Here is a 20,338-nt window from a genome sequence, read left to right on the forward strand (position 1 = left end):
ACGTCACTTCGAGACTCCGTCCCCATTAGAGTTTTCAGCCTGCGAATCCGTTTCCAGGCTCTGAATGATTTCGTCGTTCGACATTTGCTCGATCTCCGCCCAGATCTGGGTCTCGATGACGCCGGCGAGCCCGCTGATGGTCGGCTGGTCGAAAAGAGTCGCCAGGGCGATGTCGGTGCCGAATACCGAGCGGATGCGGGAGGTGACCTGGGTGGCCAGCAGGGAGTGGCCGCCGAGGTCGAAGAAGTTGTCACGGATACCGACTTGACCGCGGTCGAGGCCGAGCAGCTCACCCCAGATTCCGGCGAGCAGCTCTTCTGCCGGTGTCGTCGGCGCCTCGTACGCGCTGTCGAGATCAGGACGGGTCACGTCGGGTACGGGTAGCGCGGCGCGATCGAGCTTCCCGTTGGGAGAGAGCGGGAGGGCGGTCAGCTCGACGAAGGCCGCGGGAATCATGTGCTCGGGCAGCGTGGCGGCCAGATGCGCGCGAAGGTCGCCGACGGGCGGCATCCCGGTGCCGAGGTCGGCGGGGACGACGTAGGCGACCAGCCGCTGCGTGGCGCCGTTCCCCGAAACCGTCACCCCGGCGGTGGCCACCCCGAGGTGCGACGTGAGGGCGTGCTCGATCTCGGCCAGCTCGACGCGATAGCCGCGTACCTTGACCTGCTGGTCCGTACGGCCGAGGAACGTCAGCTGTCCGTCCGGACGCCGGCGCGCGCGGTCGCCGGTGCGGTACAGGCGGCTGCCGTCGGCGGCGAGCGGGTCGGCGATGAAGCGTCCGGCGGTCAGCATGGGTTCGTTGCGGTAGCCGCGGCTGATGCCCGTCCCGGCGATGTAGACGTCTCCCGGTACGCCGATGGCGACGGGGTCGAGATATTTGTCCAGGATGTGGATCCGGGTGTTGGCGATCGGCCGCCCGATCGGCAGCGAGTCCCTGGTGTCCGGGTCGACCGCCATGGTCGCGCAGACCGTGGTCTCGGTCGGCCCGTACGCATTGACGAGACGGCGCCCGACCGCCCAGGCACGCGCCAGCTCAGGCGGGCATGCCTCCCCCCCGACGACCAGGAGCCGCAGGTCCGGCAGCGTGGCCGGATCCATGTGGTGCAGGATGGGCGGGGTGGTCTGCATGATGCTGACGGCGCGGTCATGGAGAAGCCGCTGCAGGTCGGCCGCGGAGCGCCGGGTCACGGCGTCGGCGATGACGATGTGGGCGCCGCCGGCCAACGACGCGAAGATCTCGCTCACCGCGACGTCGAAGCTGAAGGACGCCAGTTGGAGGGTGACGTCGGCGGGCGTGACGTCGAGATCGTCGCACTGGGCTCGGACCAGGTTGGCCAGGTTGCGGTGGCTGACCACGACGCCCTTGGGCAGGCCGGTGGAGCCGGAGGTGTAGATCAGGTACGCGGCCTGGTCGGGGTGGATCGTGATGGCGGGTGGCGTGCCTGGCAGGTGGTCCGGCGTGGCGACGGTGTCGAGCACCAGGGCGGCCCGGCTGTCGCTGATCATGTGCGTGATGCGGTCGTCCGGATAGTCCGGGTCGATCGGCAGATAGGCTCCGCCCGCCTTGAGCACGGCCAGGATCGCGACGATCATGTCGGGATCGCGGGGCAGCCGCAGGCCGACGACCGTCTCCGCCTGGACGCCGAGATCGTGCAGGTGGTGGGCGAGCCGATTCGAGCGGAGTTCGAGCTCGGCGTACGTGAGCGTGCGTACGCCCATGCTGACCGCCGGGGCGTCCGGTTGGGCGATGGCGACGGCGGTCAGCAGCTCGGGGGTGGGCTGGTTCGGCACCTCTATGGCGGTGTCGTTCCAGATCGCGAGCCTCGATCGCTCCGCTTCGGTGGGGAGGGTGAAGTCGCTGAGCTGCTGGTCCGGAGCGCCGACGATCGCCGTCAGGAGACCGATCAGGTGGGCGGCCAGGCGTTCGATCGTGGTGTGATCGAACAGCGCGGTGCTGTAGTTGAAGACACAGGACAGGTCCAGGTCGTCACCGGCGAAAGCGACCGTCAGGTCGAACCTCGCTGCCAGTTCCTCCACCGTGCCCTCTGGGGGCTCGTTGTCCCCGGAACGGTCGGTCGCGTACGTGAACAGGGTTTGGAACAGGGGGGTGCGGGAGCGGTCGCGGTCGATGCCGAGTTCGTCGACGAGCTGCTCGAACGGCAGATCCTGGTGGCCGTAGGCGTCCAAGGCCGTGGCGCGGATCTGGTGGAGCAGGTCGGTGAAGGTCGGGTCGCCGGACAGGTCGGCGCGTAGCACCAGGGTGTTGATGAAGAAGCCGATCAAGTCCTCGGTCTCGGCCTGGTTGCGGTTGGCCACCGGCGTACCGACCAGCAGATCGTCCTGACCGGAGTACTTGCCGAGCAGCACGGTGTAGGCGGCCAGCAGCGTCATGAACATCGTCGTGCCGGTGCGGCGGGACAGCTCGTGCAGGCCCTTGGCCACCTCAGGGCTGATCTGGAAGATGGTGGCGGCACCGCTGGTGTCGCGGACCGGCGGCCGGGGGCGGTCGGTGGGCAGGTCCAGCACCGGTGGCTGGGCCAGCTGGCGACGCCAGTAGCCGAGCTGCTCCTCCAGCGTCTCGCCGGTGAGCCAGGTGCGCTGCCACAGGGCGAAGTCGGCGTACTGCACCCGGAGCGGCGCCAGCGGGGACGGCTTCCCCGACCGGAAGGCCTCGTACAGTGCGAGGAACTCCCGGTGGAAGATCTTGGCCGACCACTCGTCGAAGACGACATGGTGCAGGCAGAGTCCGAGCACGTGCCCGCCGTGGGCGACCCGGAACAACGTGCCGCGCAGCAGCGGGCCGGTGGCCAGGTCGAACGGATTCGCCGTGTCGGCGGCGATCAGCTCCTGAGCCTCCTGTTCGCCGGCCACGTCTATGACGGACAGCTCGAAGCCGGCGGGCGGGTCGATGATCTGATGGGGAATCCCGTCGGCGTCGGCGACCAGCCGGGTGCGCAGCACCTCGTGCCGCTCGGTCAGCGCGGTGAGGGCGGCGCGCAGGGCGGGGACGTCGAGGTTGCCGTCGAGGAGGATCGCCGATGGGGTGTTGTACTCGGTCGAGCCGGGGTCGAGCTGGGCCAGGAACCACAGCCGCTGCTGGGCGAAGGAGAGAGGCAGCGGCTGGCCGCGGTCGGCCTGCGGGATCGGCGGGGCGATCGCGGTGATGGCGGTGCCGTCGATGAGCGTGGCCAGACCGTTGATGGTCGGCTGATCGAACAGGGCGGCGAGGGCCAGGTCGGTGCCGAAGGTGCTGCGGATGCGGGTCGTGGCCTGGGTCGCGAGCAGGGAGTGTCCGCCGAGGTCGAAGAAGTTGTCGCGGACGCCGATCCGGTCCACGCCGAGGAGGTCGGCCCAGATGCCGGCCAGGAGTTGTTCGGTGGGGGTGGTCGGCGGCTGGTAGCTGTCGGCGAGGTCGGGGCGGCTGCCGTCCGGTGCCGGTAGGGCGGCTCGGTCGATCTTGCCGTTGGGTGACAGTGGGAAGGCGGCCAGTTCGATGAACACCGACGGGATCATGTAGTCGGGCAGGCCGGTGGCGAGGTGGGTGCGCAGGTCGTCGGTCGTGGGGATGCCGTGGGCGGGGTCGGCCGGGACCAGGTAGGCGATCAGGCGGCGGTCGGCGTCCTCGCCGAAGGTGGTCACCAGGACAGAGCCCACGTCGGTGTGCCCTGCGAGAACGCGCTCGATTTCGGCGGGTTCGATGCGGTGGCCGCGGATTTTGACTTGGTGGTCGGTGCGGCCGAGGAAGTGGATGTTGCCGTGGGGGTCGTGTCTGGTCAGGTCGCCGGTGCGGTAGAGGCGGGAGCCGTCGCTGGTGTGGGGGTTGGCGATGAAGCGTTGGGCGGTGAGGGCTGGTTGGTGGTGGTAGCCGTGGGCTAGTCCTTGTCCGCCGATGAACAGTTCGCCGGGGATGCCGGTGGGGGTGGGGTTGAGGTGGGGGTCGAGGATGTGGGTGGTGGTGTTGGCCAGGGGGGTGCCGATGGGCGGGTTGATGGCGGGTGTTTGTCCGGGGTGGGGGTGGGGGCAGGTGTAGGCGGTGGCGTCGATGCTGGTTTCGGTGGGGCCGTAGAGGTTGTGCAGGGTGGTGGTGGGGTGGCGTTGGTAGAAGGCGGTGACGGTGGTTGCGGGCAGGGTTTCGCCGCCGCAGAAGACGTGACGCAGGCTGGTGGGGCTGGTGGCGTTGCCTTGTTGGTTGGTGTCGTTTTGGTTGAGGAGGTGGGTGAGGAGGGTGGGGATGAGGTGGATGAGGGTGATGTTGTGGTGGTTGATGAGGTGGAGGAGGTGTTCGGGGTCGCCGTGGTGTCCGGGTTTGGCGAGGATGAGTTGGGCTCCGGCGGTGAGGGGGCCGAGGAGTTCCCAGAGGGAGATGTCGAAGGTGGTGGGTGTTTTGTGGAGCACCTTGTCGTGGGGGGTGAGGTGGTAGGTGTGCTGGGTCCAGGTGATGCGGTTGGTCAGGCCGCGGTGGGGGATCAGGACGCCTTTGGGGGTTCCGGTGGAGCCGGAGGTGTACATCAGGTAAGCGGCGTGTTCGGGGTGGGTGCGATGCGCGGGCGGCTGCACGGGCAGGGTGTCGAGCTGGGCTTGCAGGGCGGGCCGGCCGAGGACGAGGGTGCGCAGACGGCCGGCGGCCGGCAGTGATTCGGTCGAGGTCTGTCCTGGGCCTTCGGCGTGTTCGGCGATGGCCGCGTTCGTGGTGGTGGTGGTGTTGGTGATGACGATGGTGGCTTGGCTGTCGTTGAGCATGTGGCGTAGGCGCTCGTGTGGGTGGTCGGGGTCGAGCGGGAGGTAGATGGCGCCGGTTTTCCAGATGGCCAGGAGTGCGATGAGCAGGTGGTGGCTGCGGGGCAGGCATAGGCCGATGGTGGTGTGCGGGCCGGCGCCGAGGTCGAGCAGGTGGTGGGCGAGTTGGTTGGCGCGGGCTTCCAGCTCGGCGTAGGTGAGGGCGGCACCGTCTTCGATGACCGCGATCGCTTGGGGGTGGATGGCTGCTTGGGCGGCGATGAGCTCGTGCACGCCGTTCAGCTCGGGCAGCGCCATCGCGGTGGCGTTACGTTCATGCAGCGTCTGCTGCTCGGCGGGAGTCAGGATGGGCAGCGCCGACAGCGGCCGTTCAGGATCGGACACGATGCGCTGGATGAGCGTTTGCAGATGACCGATCAACCGCTCAACCGTCGAACGATCAAACAACGCCGTGCTGTACTGAACGGATCCCGTAAGCTCCCCATCCGCGGTGGAGCTCATGGTCAGCACAAGGTCGAACTTGATCGTCAGCGATTCCGCCTGGACGTCCAGCCCTTGCCCACCAAGCAGATCGTTGCTGGGGTCTGTGGTGAGGTAGTTGAAGAGGGTCTGGAACAGCGGCGTGCGGGAGCGGTCGCGATCGATGCCGAGTTCGTCGACGAGCTGCTCGAACGGCAGATCCTGATGACCGTAGGCCTCCAGCGCGGTGGCCCGCACCTGGTGCAACAGGTCGGTGAAGGTCGGATCGCCGGACAGATCGGCGCGCAGAACCAGAGTGTTGACGAAGAAGCCGATCAGGTCCTCGGTCTCGGCCTGATTGCGGTTGGCCACCGGCGTACCGACCAGCACGTCATCCTGGCGGGTGTATTTACCGAGCAGGACGGTGTAGGCGGCCAGCAGCGTCATGAACATCGTCGCGCCGGTACGACGGGACAGTGCCCGCAGGCCCTCGGCCGCCTCCGGGCTGATGCGGAAATCGAGGGCCGCACCGGCGGTGTCGCGAATCGCCGCGCGGGTCCGGTCGGTGGGCAGGTCCAGCACCGGAGGCTGAGCGAGCTGGCGACGCCAGTAGCCGAGCTGCTCTTCTAGCGTCTCGCCGGTGAGCCAAGAACGCTGCCACACGGCGAAATCGGCGTACTGCACCCGCAGCGGCACCAGTGGAGACGACTCCCCAGCCCGGAAAGCCTCGTACAACGAGAGAAACTCCCGATGGAAGATCTTGGCGGACCATTCGTCGGAGATGACGTGGTGCATGCACAGGGCGAGGATGTGCAGGTCGTCGGCGAGGCGGATCAGCGTGCCGCGCAGCAGCGGTCCCATGGCCAGATCGAACGGGGTTGCCGCGTCTGTGGCGATGAGGTCTTGAGCAGCTCGGTGAGGGTTGGGGTGATCCGACAGGTCCACCAGCGGCAGCTCGAAGCTGATGGGAGCGTCGATGATCTGGTGCGGGATGCCGTGGGCGTCGGCGACCAGCCGGGTGCGCAGCACCTCATGCCGCTCGGTCAGCACCGTCAGTGCGGCGCGCAACGCAGAGACATCGAGGTCACCAGACATAGGAATGGGCGTCGGGATGTTGTACTCGGCCGAGCGCGGGTCGAGCTGGGCCAGGAACCACAACCGCTGCTGGGCGAACGACAGCGGCAACGGCTGATCACGATCGACCGGGACGATCGGCGGCGCGATCGCCGTAACAGCAGTGCTGTCGATGAGACTCGCCAGACCCTTGATGGTCGGCCGATCGAACAACACCGCGAGCGCCAGATCCGTACCGAAGGTGCTGCGAACCCGCGTGATGGCCTGGGTGGCGAGCAGGGAGTGTCCGCCGAGGTCGAAGAAGTTGTCGCGGACGCCGACCTGGTCCAGGCCGAGGAGGTCGGCCCAGATACCGGCCAGCAGTTGCTCCGTCGTCGTCACTGGCGCCTGATAGCCGCCGGCGAGATCAGGACGGCTGCCATCGGGTACTGGCAGAGCAGCACGATCGATCTTGCCGTTGGGTGACAGTGGGAAGGCGGCCAGTTCGATGAACACCGACGGGATCATGTAGTCGGGCAGGCGGGTGGCGAGGTGGGTGCGTAGGTCGTCGGTGGTGGGGGTGCCGTGGGCGGGGTCTGCTGGGACCAGGTAGGCGATCAGGCGGCGGTCGGTGTCTTGGCCGGTGGGGGTGACCAGGGCTGCGGCGATGTTCGGGTGGCTGGTGAGGGCGTGCTGGATCTCGCCTGGTTCGATGCGGTGGCCGCGGATTTTGACCTGGTGGTCGGTGCGGCCGAGGAAGTCGAGTTGGCCGTCCGGTCGCCAGGTGGCGAGGTCGCCGGTCCGGTAGAGGCGAGAACCGTCACCGGCGTGCGGGTCGGCGATGAAGCGTTCGGCGGTGAGGGCGGGTCGGCCGTGGTAGCCGCGGGCTAGTGCTTGTCCGCCGATGAACAGTTCGCCGGGCACGCCGATCGGGGTGGGGTGGAGGTGGGGGTTCAGGACGTGGGTGGTGGTGTTGGGCAGGGGTGCGCCGATGGCGGGATCGGCGCTGATGGCTTCGGTGGTGAGGGGGGGTGTGGTGGTGGTGATGACGGTGGTTTCGGTGGGGCCGTAGGTGTTGATGAGGCGCTGGTGGGGGGTCCAGGTGTTGGTGAGGGGGGCGGTGAGGCGTTCGGCGCCGAGGATGAGGGTGTGCAGGGTGGGCAGGGTGGCGGGGGTGAGGGTGGCCAGCAGGGAGGGCACGATGCTGGCGGCGGTGATGTGCTGCTGGTTGATCAGGTGGGTGAGGTGTTGGGGGTTGGCGCGTTCGTGGGTGGTGGCCAGGGCGAGGGTGGCGCCGGTGGTGAGGGTGACGGCGAGGTCGAGGACGGCGGCGTCGAAGCTGTGGGAGGCGAATTGCAGCACGGTGTCGTCGGGGCCGATGGCGAAGACCGGCCGCATTACGGTGGCGAGGTTGATGGCGCCGCGGTGGGTGGCGAGCACGCCTTTGGGGCGGCCGGTCGAGCCTGAGGTGTAGATGAGATACGCGCCCTGGTCAGGCTCCACCACGACCTGCGGGGCATGGCCGGGATAGCTGTCCAGGGTGGAGGCAAGCTCGCTCAACACCACCACCCGCACGTCAGCGCGGCCGCCGGAGAGGAGCTCAGCGGCCGAACCGGTGGCCGGGCCGATGTCCGGGCTGATGTCCGGGCCGGTTGCTGGGCTGGTGACCGGGCTGGTTGCTGGGTTGGTGGTGGGGTTGTCGGTGAGCAGGAGGGTGGCCCGGCTGTCGGTGAGCATGTGTGCCAGCCGGGCCGCGGGATAGGCGGGGTCCAGGGGCAGGTAGGCGGCGCCGGCTTTCCATACCGCGAGGATCGCGATGATCAACTCCGGGGTGCGCCCCACATGCAAGCCGACGATGCTGTCCGGGCCGGCACCCAAAGCGAGGAGGTGGTGGGCCAGCCGGTTGGCGCGCTCGTCCAGTTCCCGGTAGCTGAGCCGGTTGCCCTCACACAGCACCGCGGTCTGAGCGGGACGGGTCCGGGCCTGAGCGGCGATGAGCTCGTGGATACCACCCGCTGCGGGAACGGCGACGCGGGCGGGCACGGCGTTGCTGGTGAGCTGCCGCTGTTCGGCCGGGGTGAGGATGGGCAGCGCCGACAGCGGCCGATCCGGATCTGCGGTGATCGCATCCAGCACGCCGTGCAGGTGAGCGATCAGCCGTTCGATCCTGTCCTGATCGAACAGGGCGGTGCTGTACTGCACCGATCCGCTCAGACCACCGTCGGGGCTACTGGCCATGGTCAAGATGAGGTCGTATTTGACCGGCATCGAACGCGGCCCGCCGCCCTCACCAGAACCAGGCCCACCGCCGAAGCCGGATCCGGCGTCAGTGGTGGCGCCGGCGCCAGAGCGTGCGTCGGGATCAGCGTCGTCGCTGATGAAGTGACTGAACAGCGTCTGGAACAACGGCGTGCGGGAGCGGTCACGCTCGATACCGAGCTCGTCGACGAGCTGCTCGAACGGCAGATCCTGGTGACCGTAGGCCTCCAGCGCGGTGGCGCGGACCTGGTGCAGCAGGTCGGTGAAGGTCGGATCGCCGGATAGGTCGGCGCGCAGGACCAGGGTGTTGACGAAGAACCCGATCAGGTCTTCGGTCTCGGCCTGATTGCGGTTGGCCACCGGCGTGCCGACCAGCAGATCATCCTGACGGGTGTATTTACCGAGCAGCACGGTATAGGCGGCCAGCAGCGTCATGAACATCGTCGCGCCGCTGCGGCGCGACAGCTCCCGCAACCGGTGGCCGATGTCGGGATCGACGCGGAAGTCGATGGCCGCCCCGCCGGTATCGCGCACCGCGGGCCGGGCCCGGTCGGTAGGCAGGTCCAGCACCGAAGGCCGAGCCAGCCGGCGCCGCCAGTAGCCGAGCTGCCCCTCCAAAGTCTCACCGGTCAGCCAGGAACGCTGCCACAACGCGAAGTCGGCGTACTGCACCCGCAACGGCACCAACGGAGACGACTCCCCAGCCCGGAAAGCCTCGTACAACGCGAGAAGCTCCCGCTGGAAGACCTTCGCCGACCACTCATCGAAGACAACGTGATGCATGCACAGCCCGAGCATGTGTCTGCCGTGAGCCACTCGGAACAACGCGCCACGTAGCAACGGGCCAAGCGCCAGATCGAACGGAGTGGCGGCATCGGCGATGATCAGCGCGTGCGCTTCCAGTTCGCCGGCCACGTCCACGACAGGCAGCGGGAAGTCGGTGGGTGGATCGATGACCTGGTGCGGGATGCCGTCGGCATCGGCGACCAGCCGGGTCCGCAACACCTCATGCCGCTCCACCAGCGCCGTCAGCGCGGCGCGCAAGGCCGGGAGATCCAGGTCACCATCGAGGAAGATCGCCGTCGGGGTGTTGTACTCGGCCGAGTCCGGGTCGAGCTGAGCCAGGAACCACAACCGCTGCTGAGCGAACGACAGCGGCAACGGCAGGTCCCGGTCGGCCGGGACAATGGGCGGCGCGATCGCCGTAATGGCAGTGCCCTCGATGAGGGCGGCCAGACCTTTAACAGTGGGATGGTCGAACAGGGCCGCGAGTGCAAGCTCGGTGCCGAAGGTGGTGCGGATGCGGGTGATGGCCTGGGTGGCGAGTAGGGAGTGTCCGCCGAGGTCGAAGAAGTTGTCGCGGACCCCGACCTGATCCACACCGAGCAGGTCGGCCCAGATCCCGGCCAGCAACTGCTCCGTCGTCGTCACCGGAGCCAGATAGCCACCTGCGAGCTCAGGCCGACTGCCATCAGGCACCGGCAGCGCCGCACGATCGATCTTCCCGTTAGGAGACAGCGGGAAGGCGGCCAGCTCGATGAACACCGACGGGATCATGTAATCCGGCAGACCGGCGGTCAGATACTCACGTAGATCATCGGTGGTGGGAGCGCCATGGGCGGGGTCAGCCGGGACCACGTAGGCGACCAGCAGCTGACCATTGGTGGTGTGGTGGGTGGTGACCAGTGCGGCGCAAATGTGCGGGTGGCTGGTCAGGGCGTGCTGGATCTCGGCGGGTTCGATACGGAAGCCGCGGATCTTGACCTGGTGGTCGGTACGGCCCAGGAAGTCGAGCTGGCCGTCCGGCCGCCAGGCGGCCAGGTCGCCGGTCCGGTAGAGACGTGAACCGTCGTCGGCGTAAGGGTGGGCGATGAAACGTCCCGCTGTCAGAGCCGGGCGGTGGGAGTAGCCGCGGGTCAGGCCGGCGCCGGCGATGAACAGCTCGCCTGGGACGCCGACCGGGACCGGGTTGAGGTGGGAGTCCAGCACGTAGGTGTGGGTGCCGGGGAGTGGGATGCCGATCGGGGTAGGCCCGGCAGGCTGCTCGGTGAGCGGCACCGGGCCGGGGAGTTGGGAGGTCAGGACGCTGTAGGTGGAGTCGATGGTGGTCTCGGTGATGCCGTACGCGGTCAGCAGCCGGGTGTGCGGCAGCTGGTGGTGGGCGTGGGTGGCGTGGGTGGTGTGCCAGGTGTCGGTGGTGGCGATGAGTAGTTGCAGGTCGGGCAGGGTGGTGGCGGTCTGTTGCAGGTGGGTGATCAGGTTGTCGATGTGATGCGGGGCGGCTTCCAGGGCGGTGGTGCGGGTGGCCCGCAACGTGGCCGCCCAAGCGGCCGGATCCAACTGCAGGTGGGCCGGTGCCAGGACGAGCGTGCCGGCGTTGGCCAGCGCCCGGATCACATCAGCGGTGAAGACGTCGAAGCTGATGTTGGTCAGGCTGAGCCATCGATGCTCGTGGCCGGGCTGGTAGTGGGTGTGTGACCAGGCGGCGTGCAGGGCGGTGAGGTTGCCGTGCGTAAGCGGGCTGGCTTTGGGCTGCCCGGTCGAGCCGGAGGTGTAGATGACCGCCGCACTCTGCCCAGCCTGCACCATCACCGCCGGGGCCTGGGTGGGGTAGTCGTGCAGTGCTGTCGCATCCAGCGTCACCACACCCACCCCGGTCGGGGCCTGCGGGCTTTCGGCGGGGTTGTCGGTGAGCAGGAGACCGGCCCGGCTGTCGGCCAGCATGTGCGCGAGCCGGGCCGCGGGATAGTCGGCATCCAGCGGAAGATAAGCCGCACCCGCCTTCCACACCGCGAGGATCGCCACGATCAACTCAGCGCCGCGCCCCAGATGCAGCCCCACCACACTCTCCGGACCGGCACCCAGAGCAAGGAGATGGTGAGCGAGCCGGTTGGCGCGCTCGTCCAGCTCGCGATAGCTGAGCCCGACCCCCTCACACCACACCGCGATCCGGGCCGGATACGCGCCAGCCTGACCAGCGATCAACTCATGAACACCAGCGCTCCCGGCCCTCCTGCCCTTGGCCTTCCTGCCCTTGGCCTTTTCGCCCTTCCCGGCGTCGCTGTCGAGAAGACCGGTTTCGGCGAGGGCGGGATGGCTGGTCCAGGTAGCGGTCAGCTGCCGCTGCTCGGTGGGGGTGAGGATGGGCAGCGCCGACAGCGGCCGATCCGGATCGGCCGCCACCGCGGCCAGCAACGTCTGCAGGTGAGCGACCAGCCGCTCGATCGTGACCCGCTCGAACAACGCGGTGCTGTACTCCACCGCACCACCCAGACCAGCGCGACCGCGCGGAGCCAAACTCACCGTCAGGTCATACAGAGCATGACGAGCCAACCCGCCAAACCCATCCCCCGACCCCGCTTGCACATCCGGGGGGTCCTGGCCGGGGGTGATGTAGTTGAACAGGGTCTGAAACAGCGGCGTGCGGGAGCGGTCACGCTCGATACCCAGCTCGTCCACAAGCTGCTCGAACGGCAGATCCTGATGACCGTAAGCCTCCAGCGCCGTGGCGCGCACCTGATGCAGCAGATCAGTGAAGGTCGGATCGCCCGACAGATCAGCCCGCAACACCAGAGTGTTGACGAAGAACCCGATCAGATCCTCGGTCTCCGCCTGATTGCGGTTGGCCACCGGCGTACCGACCAGCACATCATCCTGACGCGTGTACTTACCGAGCAGGACGGTGTAAGCCGCCAGCAACGTCATGAACATCGTCGCGCCGGTACGACGCGACAACGCTCGCAGGCCGTCGGCCACCTCAGAGCCGATACCGAAGTCCAGGACCGCACCTGCCGTGTCCCGAATCGCCGCGCGCGGCCGGTCGGTGGGCAGGTCCAGGACCGGCGGGCCGGCCAGCTGACGCCGCCAGTAGCCGAGCTGATCCTCCAACGTCTGGCCACTGAGCCAGGAACGCTGCCACACAGCGAAATCGGCGTACTGAACCCGCAGCGGCTCCAGCGGAGACGGACGGCCAGCCTGGAACGCCTCGTAAAGAGCCGTGAGTTCCCGGTGGAAGATCTTGGCCGACCACTCATCGAAGATGATGTGATGCATGCACAGTCCGAGCAAGTGGTCACCACTGGGCATCCGGAACAGCGTGCCCCGTAACAACGGGCCTATGGAGAGGTCGAACGGTGTAGCCACATCCGTGGCGATTAGCCGCTGCGCCTCATCGACATCCGCTACCTCAACAACAGGCAGGTCGAAGTCTGCGGGTGGATCGATGACCTGGTACGGCACGCCATCGGCACCGGTCACCAACCTGGTGCGCAGCACCTCATGCCGCTCAATCAGCGCCGTCAACGCCGCCCGCACTGCCTCCTGATCCAGATCTGCGGCGAAGGCAATCAGCATTGGCGTGTTGTACTCGGCCGAGTCCGGCTCCAGCTGGGCCAGGAACCACAGCCGCTGCTGCGCGAAGGACAGGGAAAGTGGCTGATCGCGGTCGGTCGGGAGGATCGGCTGCGCGATCGCGGTGATGGCGGTGCTGTCGATGAGCGTGGCCAGACCATTGACGGTCGGGTGGTCGAACAGCTCCGCGAGCGCCAGATCCGTGCCGAAGGTGGTGCGGATGCGGGTGATCGTCTGGGTGGCGAGTAGGGAGTGTCCGCCGAGGTCGAAGAAGTTGTCACGAACGCCGACCTGGTCCAGGCCAAGCAGGTCAGCCCAGATACCGGCCAGCAACTGCTCTGTCGTCGTCACCGGAGCCAGATAGCCGCCGGCGAGCTCAGGCCGACTGCCATCGGGCACCGGCAGAGCCGCACGATCGATCTTCCCATTCGGGGACAGCGGGAAAGCGGCCAGCTCGATGAACACCGAGGGGATCATGTAATCCGGCAAACCGGCGGCCAGGTAAGCCCGCAGATCATCGGTGGCAGGAATGCCGTCGGCGGGATCGGCCGGGACCAGGTAGGCGACCAAGCGACGGTCGGTGCCGGCCTCGCCTCCGGTGGTGTCGTGGTTGGTGACCAGGGCGGCGGCGACGTGCGGGTGGCCGGTCAGCGCGTGCTGGATCTCACCCGGCTCGATCCGATGCCCGCGAATCTTCACCTGATGATCAGTCCGGCCCAGGAAGTCCAGCTGACCATCCGGCCGCCACGCGACCAGGTCACCGGTCCGATAAAGACGCGAACCATCCCCGGCGTGCGGGTCGGCGACGAACCGCTCGGCGGTCAGGGCGGGCCGGCCGTGGTAGCCGCGAGCCAGGCCGAGACCACCGACCAGCAACTCCCCCGGCACACCTGCCGGGACCCGGCCGAAGTGGGAGTCCAGGACGTGAGCCGTGGTGTTGGCGATCGGGGCGCCGATGGTGGCCGGGGTGCGGCTGATGGTGGCACACACCGTGGTCTCCGTCGGACCATAGGCGTTCAGCAGCCGATGCCGGCCACCCCAGGCTTCGGCCAGCGCCGCATCGAGATGCTCACCCGCGCTGATCACCGTCAACGGCGGCAACTCCCCCGGATCGAGCGTGGCCAGCAGCGACGGCGGCAACGTCGCGGTGTCCACCCGCCACTCCCGGATGAACCCCGCCAGATCATCCACCCGCCGCTCAGCGCCAGGAATCACCAACATGGCACCAGCAGCCAGAGTGACCGCGATCTCCGACACCGCCGCATCGAACCCCGGCGAGGCGAACTGCAACACCCGAGACGACGCCGACACCCCGAACGCCTCACCCTGCGCCACCACCAGATTGACCAGCCCCCGATGCGCCACCCGCACACCCTTGGGCCGACCAGTCGAACCAGAGGTATAGATCAGATAAGCCGCCTGATCCGGGACCACGCTCACTGCGGGAACCGTCACGGGCAGGGCTTGCAACTCCGCCTGCACGCTCGGCTCATCCAGCAGCAGCGTGCGCAGCCGACCAACTGCGGAGTCCACGCCCGCGGAGGGCAGCAGCGGCCCGGTGGTCAGCAGGAGATCCGCCTGGCTGTCGGACAACAGATAGGCCAGCCGGTCGGTGGGATAGCTGGGGTCCAGCGGCAGGTAGGCGGCACCGGCCTTCCACACCGCCAGAACGGCCACGACGAGATCGAGACCCCGCTCCAGGCACAACGCGACGGTCGTCTCCGGACCCGCGCCCAACGCAATCAGCTTGTGAGCCAGCTGATTCGCTCGCACATCCAGCTCCCCATAGCTGAGCTGCCCGTCCAGCCCGGCCACCGCGACCGCCTCAGGACCGGCAGCCGCCCGAGCCGCGATCAACTCATGCACGCCGGCGGCCTCGGGCAGCACCACCCCGGTGGTGTTGACCTCCCGCAGCGACTGCAACTCGGCCGAGGTGAGGATGGGCAACGCCGACAGCGGCTGGTCGGGGTCGGTGGTGACGGCGGCCAGCAGCATGTTCAGATGGCCGATCAACCGCTCGATGGTCGCCTGCTCGAACAAGGCCGTGCTGAATTGCACCGAACCGACCAGATCCTGGTCGCCAGCGGCCACCATGCTCAAGACCAGGTCGAACTTGACCGCGGACTGCTCGAGCGCGGTGTTCTCCTCTGGAATATGGACGCCGTCAAGGTCGGCGGTGTAATTGAACAGCGTCTCGAAAAGCGGGGTCCGCGAGCGGTCACGATCGACACCGAGTTCGTCGACGAGCTGCTCGAACGGCAGATCCTGATGGCCGTAAGCCTCCAGCGCCGTGGCGCGAACGCGGTGAAGCAGTTCGGTGAAGGTCGGATCGCCGGACAGGTCGGTCCGCAGGACCAGGGTGTTGACGAAGAACCCGATCAGGTCTTCGGTCTCGGCCTGGTTGCGGTTGGCGACCGGCGTGCCGACCAGCAGATCATCCTGACGGGTGTATCGGCCGAGCAGGGCACTGTAGGCCGCCAGTAGCGTCATGAACATGGTCGCGCCGCTGCGGCGCGACAGCTCCTGCAGCCGGTGGCTGATGTCGGGGTCGATGCGGAAGTTGATGGCAGCGCCGGCAGTGGTACGGACCGGGAGTCGGGGCCGATCTGTGGGCAGGTTCAGCACTGGCGGCTGGGCCAGTTGCCGCTGCCAATAGCCGAGTTGCTCCCCCAACGTTTCGCCAGTGAGCCAGGCGCGCTGCCACACGGCGAAATCGGCGTACTGGACCGCCAAGGGCGCCAGCGGGGACGGCTTTCCTTGCCGAAATGCCTCGTAGAGGGCGGTGAGCTCGCGATGGAAGATCTTGGCGGACCATTCGTCGGAGACGACGTGGTGCATGCACAGGGCCAGGATGTGCTCCTGGTCGCTGATCCTGATCAGGCTGCCGCGCAGCAGCGGGCCAGCCGCCAGATCGAACGGAGTCGCCGCGTCCGTGGCGATGAAGTCTTGAGCGGCTTGGTGAGTCAGGTCCACCAGCGGCAGCGGGAAGTCGGCGGGCGGATCGATGATCTGATGGGGAATGCCGTCAGCGTCGGCGACCAGCCGGGTGCGCAGCACCTCATGCCGCTCCACCAGCGCAGTGAGCGCGGCACGCAGAGCAGGGATGTCGAGGTCGCCGGACAGCGGGATGGGGATCGGGGCGTTGTACTCGGCCGAATCCGGGTCGAGCTGGGCCAGGAACCACAGTCGCTGCTGGGCGAAGGAGAGAGGCAGCGGATGGTCGCGGTCGGCCGACGAGATTGGCGGCGCGATCGCGGTGATGGCGGTGCCGTCGATGAGGGTGGCCAGACCCTTGATGGTCGGGTGGTCGAACAGCTCCGCGAGCGCCAGATCCGTGCCGAAGGTGGTGCGAATGCGGGTGATCGCCTGGGTCGCGAGCAGGGAGTGCCCGCCCAGATCGAAGAAGTTGTCGCGGACGCCAACCTGGTCCAGGCCGAGGAGATCTGCCCAGATGCCGGCCAGCAACTGCTCCGTGGGAGTGGCCGGGGCCTGGTAGCCGCCGGCGAGGTCGGGACGGCTGCCGTCCGGTGCCGGTAGAGCGGCACGGTCGATCTTGCCGCTGGGTGACAGCGGGAAGGCGGCCAGTTCGACGAACACCGACGGGATCATGTAATCCGGCAGGTCGGCTGCCAGATAAGCCCGCAGATCATCAGTGGCTGGAATACCTAGCGCCGAGTCGGTCGGGACCAGGTAGGCGAGCAGGCGATGGTCGTCGCTGGCATGGCCGCCTCGCGCGATATTGCGGTTACTGGTGTCGACTCCGTCGCCGATGCCGACGTGCTGGGTAGTGACGAGGGCTGCGGCGATGTGCGGGTGGCCGGTCAGAGCATGCTGGATCTCACCCGGCTCGATCCGATGCCCGCGAATCTTCACCTGATGATCAGTCCGGCCCAGGAAGTCCAGCTGACCATCCGGCCGCCACGCGACCAGGTCACCAGTCCGATAAAGACGCGAACCATCACCAGCGAACGGATCGGCGACGAACCGCTCGGCGGTCAGCGCGGGCCGGCCGTGGTAGCCACGAGCCAGACCCACACCACCGACGAACAACTCGCCCGGCACCCCCACCGGCACCGGCCCAAGGTGCCCGTCCAGGACATGAGCCATGGTGTTCGCGATCGGAGCGCCGATGGTGGCCGGGTTGCGGCTGATGGTGGCACACACCGTGGTCTCCGTCGGACCATAAGCGTTCAACAGCCGATGCCGGCCACCCCAGGCCTCGGCAAGCGCCGCATCGAGATGCTCACCCGCGCTGATCAACGTCAACAGCGGCAACTCCGCCGGATCGAGCGTGGCCAGCAGCGACGGCGGCAACGTCGCGGTGTCCACCCGCCACTCCCGGATGAACCCCGCCAGATCATCCACCCGCTGCTCGGAACTGGGGATCACCAACATGGCACCAGCAGCCAACGTGACCGCGATCTCCGACACCGCCGCATCGAACCCCGGCGAGGCGAACTGCAACACCCGCGATGACGCCGTCACCCCGAAGGCGTCCTGCTGCGCCATCACCAGGTTGACCAGCCCCCGGTGCGCCACCCGCACCCCCTTGGGACGACCAGTCGAACCAGAGGTATAGATCAGATAAGCCGCCTGATCTGGGGAAACCACCACCGCAGGAGCCGTGACGGGCAGCTCCCGCACGCCCGGCTCATCCACCAGCAACGTGCGCAGCCGACCAACAGGGGAGTCCGCACCCGCGGAGGGCAGCAGCGGCCCGGTGGTCAGCAGGAGATCCGCCTGGCTGTCGGACAGCAGATAGGCCAGCCGATCCGTCGGATAGCCCGGATCCAACGGCAGATAAGCGGCACCCGCCTTCCACACCGCCAGAACGGCCACGACGAGATCGAGACCCCGCTCCAGACACAACGCGACTGTCGTCTCCGGCCCCACACCCAGTGCGATCAGCCGATGAGCCAACTGATTGGCGCGGACATCCAGCTCCCCATAACTGAGCTGCCCCTCCAGCCCGGCCACCGCGACCGCCCCAGGATCAGCGCTCGCCCGAGCCGCGACCAGCTCGTGCACGCCCCCCACCTCAGGCAGCACCACCCCGGTCGCGTTGACCTCCCGCAGCAGCCGCAGCTCAGCCGACGTCAGGATGGGAAACGCCGACAGCGGCCGATCAGGATCAGCCCCCACAGCCTCCAGCAACACCCGCAAATGACCGACCAACCGCTCGATGGTCACCCGGTCGAACAAGGCAGTGCTGTACTGCACCGAACCGACCAGGTCGGTATCGCTGGAGGCTGACAGGTTGAGGATCAGGTCGAACTTGACCGCTATCTCATCGAGAGTGAGGTCGGTTGGCGCCTGATCCGTGTTGTCGGCGGAGAAGTAGTTGAAGACCGTCTGGAACAGCGGCGTGCGGGAGCGGTCACGCTCGATACCCAGCTCATCGACGAGCTGCTCGAACGGCAGATCCTGATGACCGTAAGCCTCCAGCGCCGTGGCCCGCACCTGATGCAGCAGATCAGTGAAGGTCGGATCGCCCGACAGATCAGCCCGCAACACCAGAGTGTTGACGAAGAACCCGATCAGATCCTCGGTCTCCGCCTGATTGCGGTTGGCCACCGGCGTACCGACCAGCAGATCATCCTGACGGCTGTAGCGACCCAGCAGCACGGTGTAGGCCGCCAGCAACGTCATGAACATCGTCGCGCCGGAGCGGTGGGACAGCTCCTGCAGGGCCGCGGTGGTCTCGGGGCTGATATTGAACGTGACGGTTGCGCCGTCGGTGTCCCGGATGGCCGCGCGGGAGCGGTCGGTGGGCAGATCGAGGACAGGCGAGTTGGCGAGCTGGTGACGCCAGTAACCGAGTTGCTCTTGCAGGGTGTCGCCGGTGAGCCAGGTGCGCTGCCACAGGGCGAAGTCGGCGTACTGCACCGCCAGCGGCTTCAGCGGGGACGGCTGACCGACACGGAACGACTCGTAGAGGGCGGTGAGTTCCCGATGGAAGATCTTGGCCGACCATTCGTCGGAGACCACGTGGTGCATGCACAAGGCCAGGATGTGCACCTGATCGTTCAGCCTGATCAGGCCGGCCCGCAGCAGCGGACCGGCCGCCAGATCGAACGGCGTGGCGGCATCGGCGGCGATCAGCGCCTGTGCTTCCTGCTCGCTCGCCACCTCGATGACGGGCAGGTCGAAATCAGTCGGCGGGTCGATGATCTGATGCGGGATACCGTCGCCGTCGGCGACGAGCCGGGTGCGCAGCACCTCATGCCGCTCCACCAGCGCCGTCAGCGCGGCACGCAGGGCCGAGACGTCGAGGTCACCGGGCAGCAGGACAGGAGTGGGGCTGTTGTACTCGGCGGAATCGGGATCGAGCTGGGCCAGGAACCACAACCGCTGCTGAGCGAACGACAAGGGCAACACCTGGTCGCGCGGGTACGGGAGGATCGGGGGTGCGGTGTCCGTGGTCGCCGTGTTGTCGATGATCGCGGCCAACTGGTTGAGGGTTGGCTGGTCGAACAGGGCGGCAAGGGCCAGGTCCGTGCCGAAGGTGGTGCGGATGCGGGTGATGGCCTGGGTGGCGAGCAGGGAGTGCCCGCCGAGATCGAAGAAGTTGTCGTGAACGCCGATCTGGTCCAGGCCGAGCAGGTCGGCCCAGATCCCGGCCAGCAAATGCTCCGTCGTAGTCACCGGCGCTTGATAGCCGCCGGCGAGCTCAGGCCGGCTGCCATCGGGCACCGGCAGAGCCGAACGATCGATCTTCCCGTTCGGTGACAGCGGGAAGGCGGCCAGTTCGACGAACACCGACGGGATCATGTGATCCGGCAGGCCGGCCGCCAGATAAGCCCGCAGATCATCAGTGGCAGGAATGCCGTCGGCGGGATCGGCCGGGACCACGTAGGCGACCAACCGGTGGCCGGCGTCCTGCCCGAACGTGGTGACCAGGGCGGCGGCGATGTTCGGATGGCCGGTCAGCGCATGCTGGATCTCACCCGGCTCGATCCGATGCCCGCGAATCTTCACCTGATGATCAGTCCGGCCCAGGAAGTCGAGCTGACCATCCGGCCGCCACGCGACCAGGTCACCGGTCCGATAAAGACGCGAACCATCCCCGGCGAACGGATCGGCGACGAACCGCTCGGCGGTCAGCGCGGGCCGGCCGTGGTAGCCACGAGCCAGACCCACACCACCGACGAACAACTCGCCCGGCACCCCCACCGGCACCGGCCCAAGGTGCCCGTCCAGGACATGAGCCATGGTGTTCGCGATCGGAGCGCCGATGGTGGCCGGGGTGCGGCTGATGGTGGCACACACCGTGGTCTCCGTCGGACCATAAGCGTTCAACAGCCGATGCCGGCCACCCCAGGCTTCGGCCAGCGCCGCATCGAGATGCTCACCCGCGCTGATCAACGTCAACAGCGGCAACTCCGCCGGATCGAGCGTGGCCAGCAGCGACGGCGGCAACGTCGCGGTGTCCACCCGCCACTCCCGGATGAACCCCGCCAGATCATCCACCCGCCGCTCA

1 protein-coding gene is annotated in these 20,338 nt (G+C 67.7%); it reads right to left on the minus strand.

Annotated elements, in window-relative coordinates; genetic code table 11:
* Positions 1 to 3: 3 nt before the first annotated feature.
* The gene (locus AB0B91_RS62325; RefSeq protein WP_358342324.1) at positions 4 to 20,328 is read right to left on the minus strand and encodes a non-ribosomal peptide synthase/polyketide synthase; all 20,325 of its coding nucleotides are present in this window, start codon (positions 20,326 to 20,328) and stop codon (positions 4 to 6) included.
* Positions 20,329 to 20,338 lie beyond the last annotated feature (10 nt).

It is taken from the genome of Nonomuraea sp. NPDC049141 (assembly GCF_040648415.1).
GTDB lineage: Bacteria > Actinomycetota > Actinomycetes > Streptosporangiales > Streptosporangiaceae > Nonomuraea.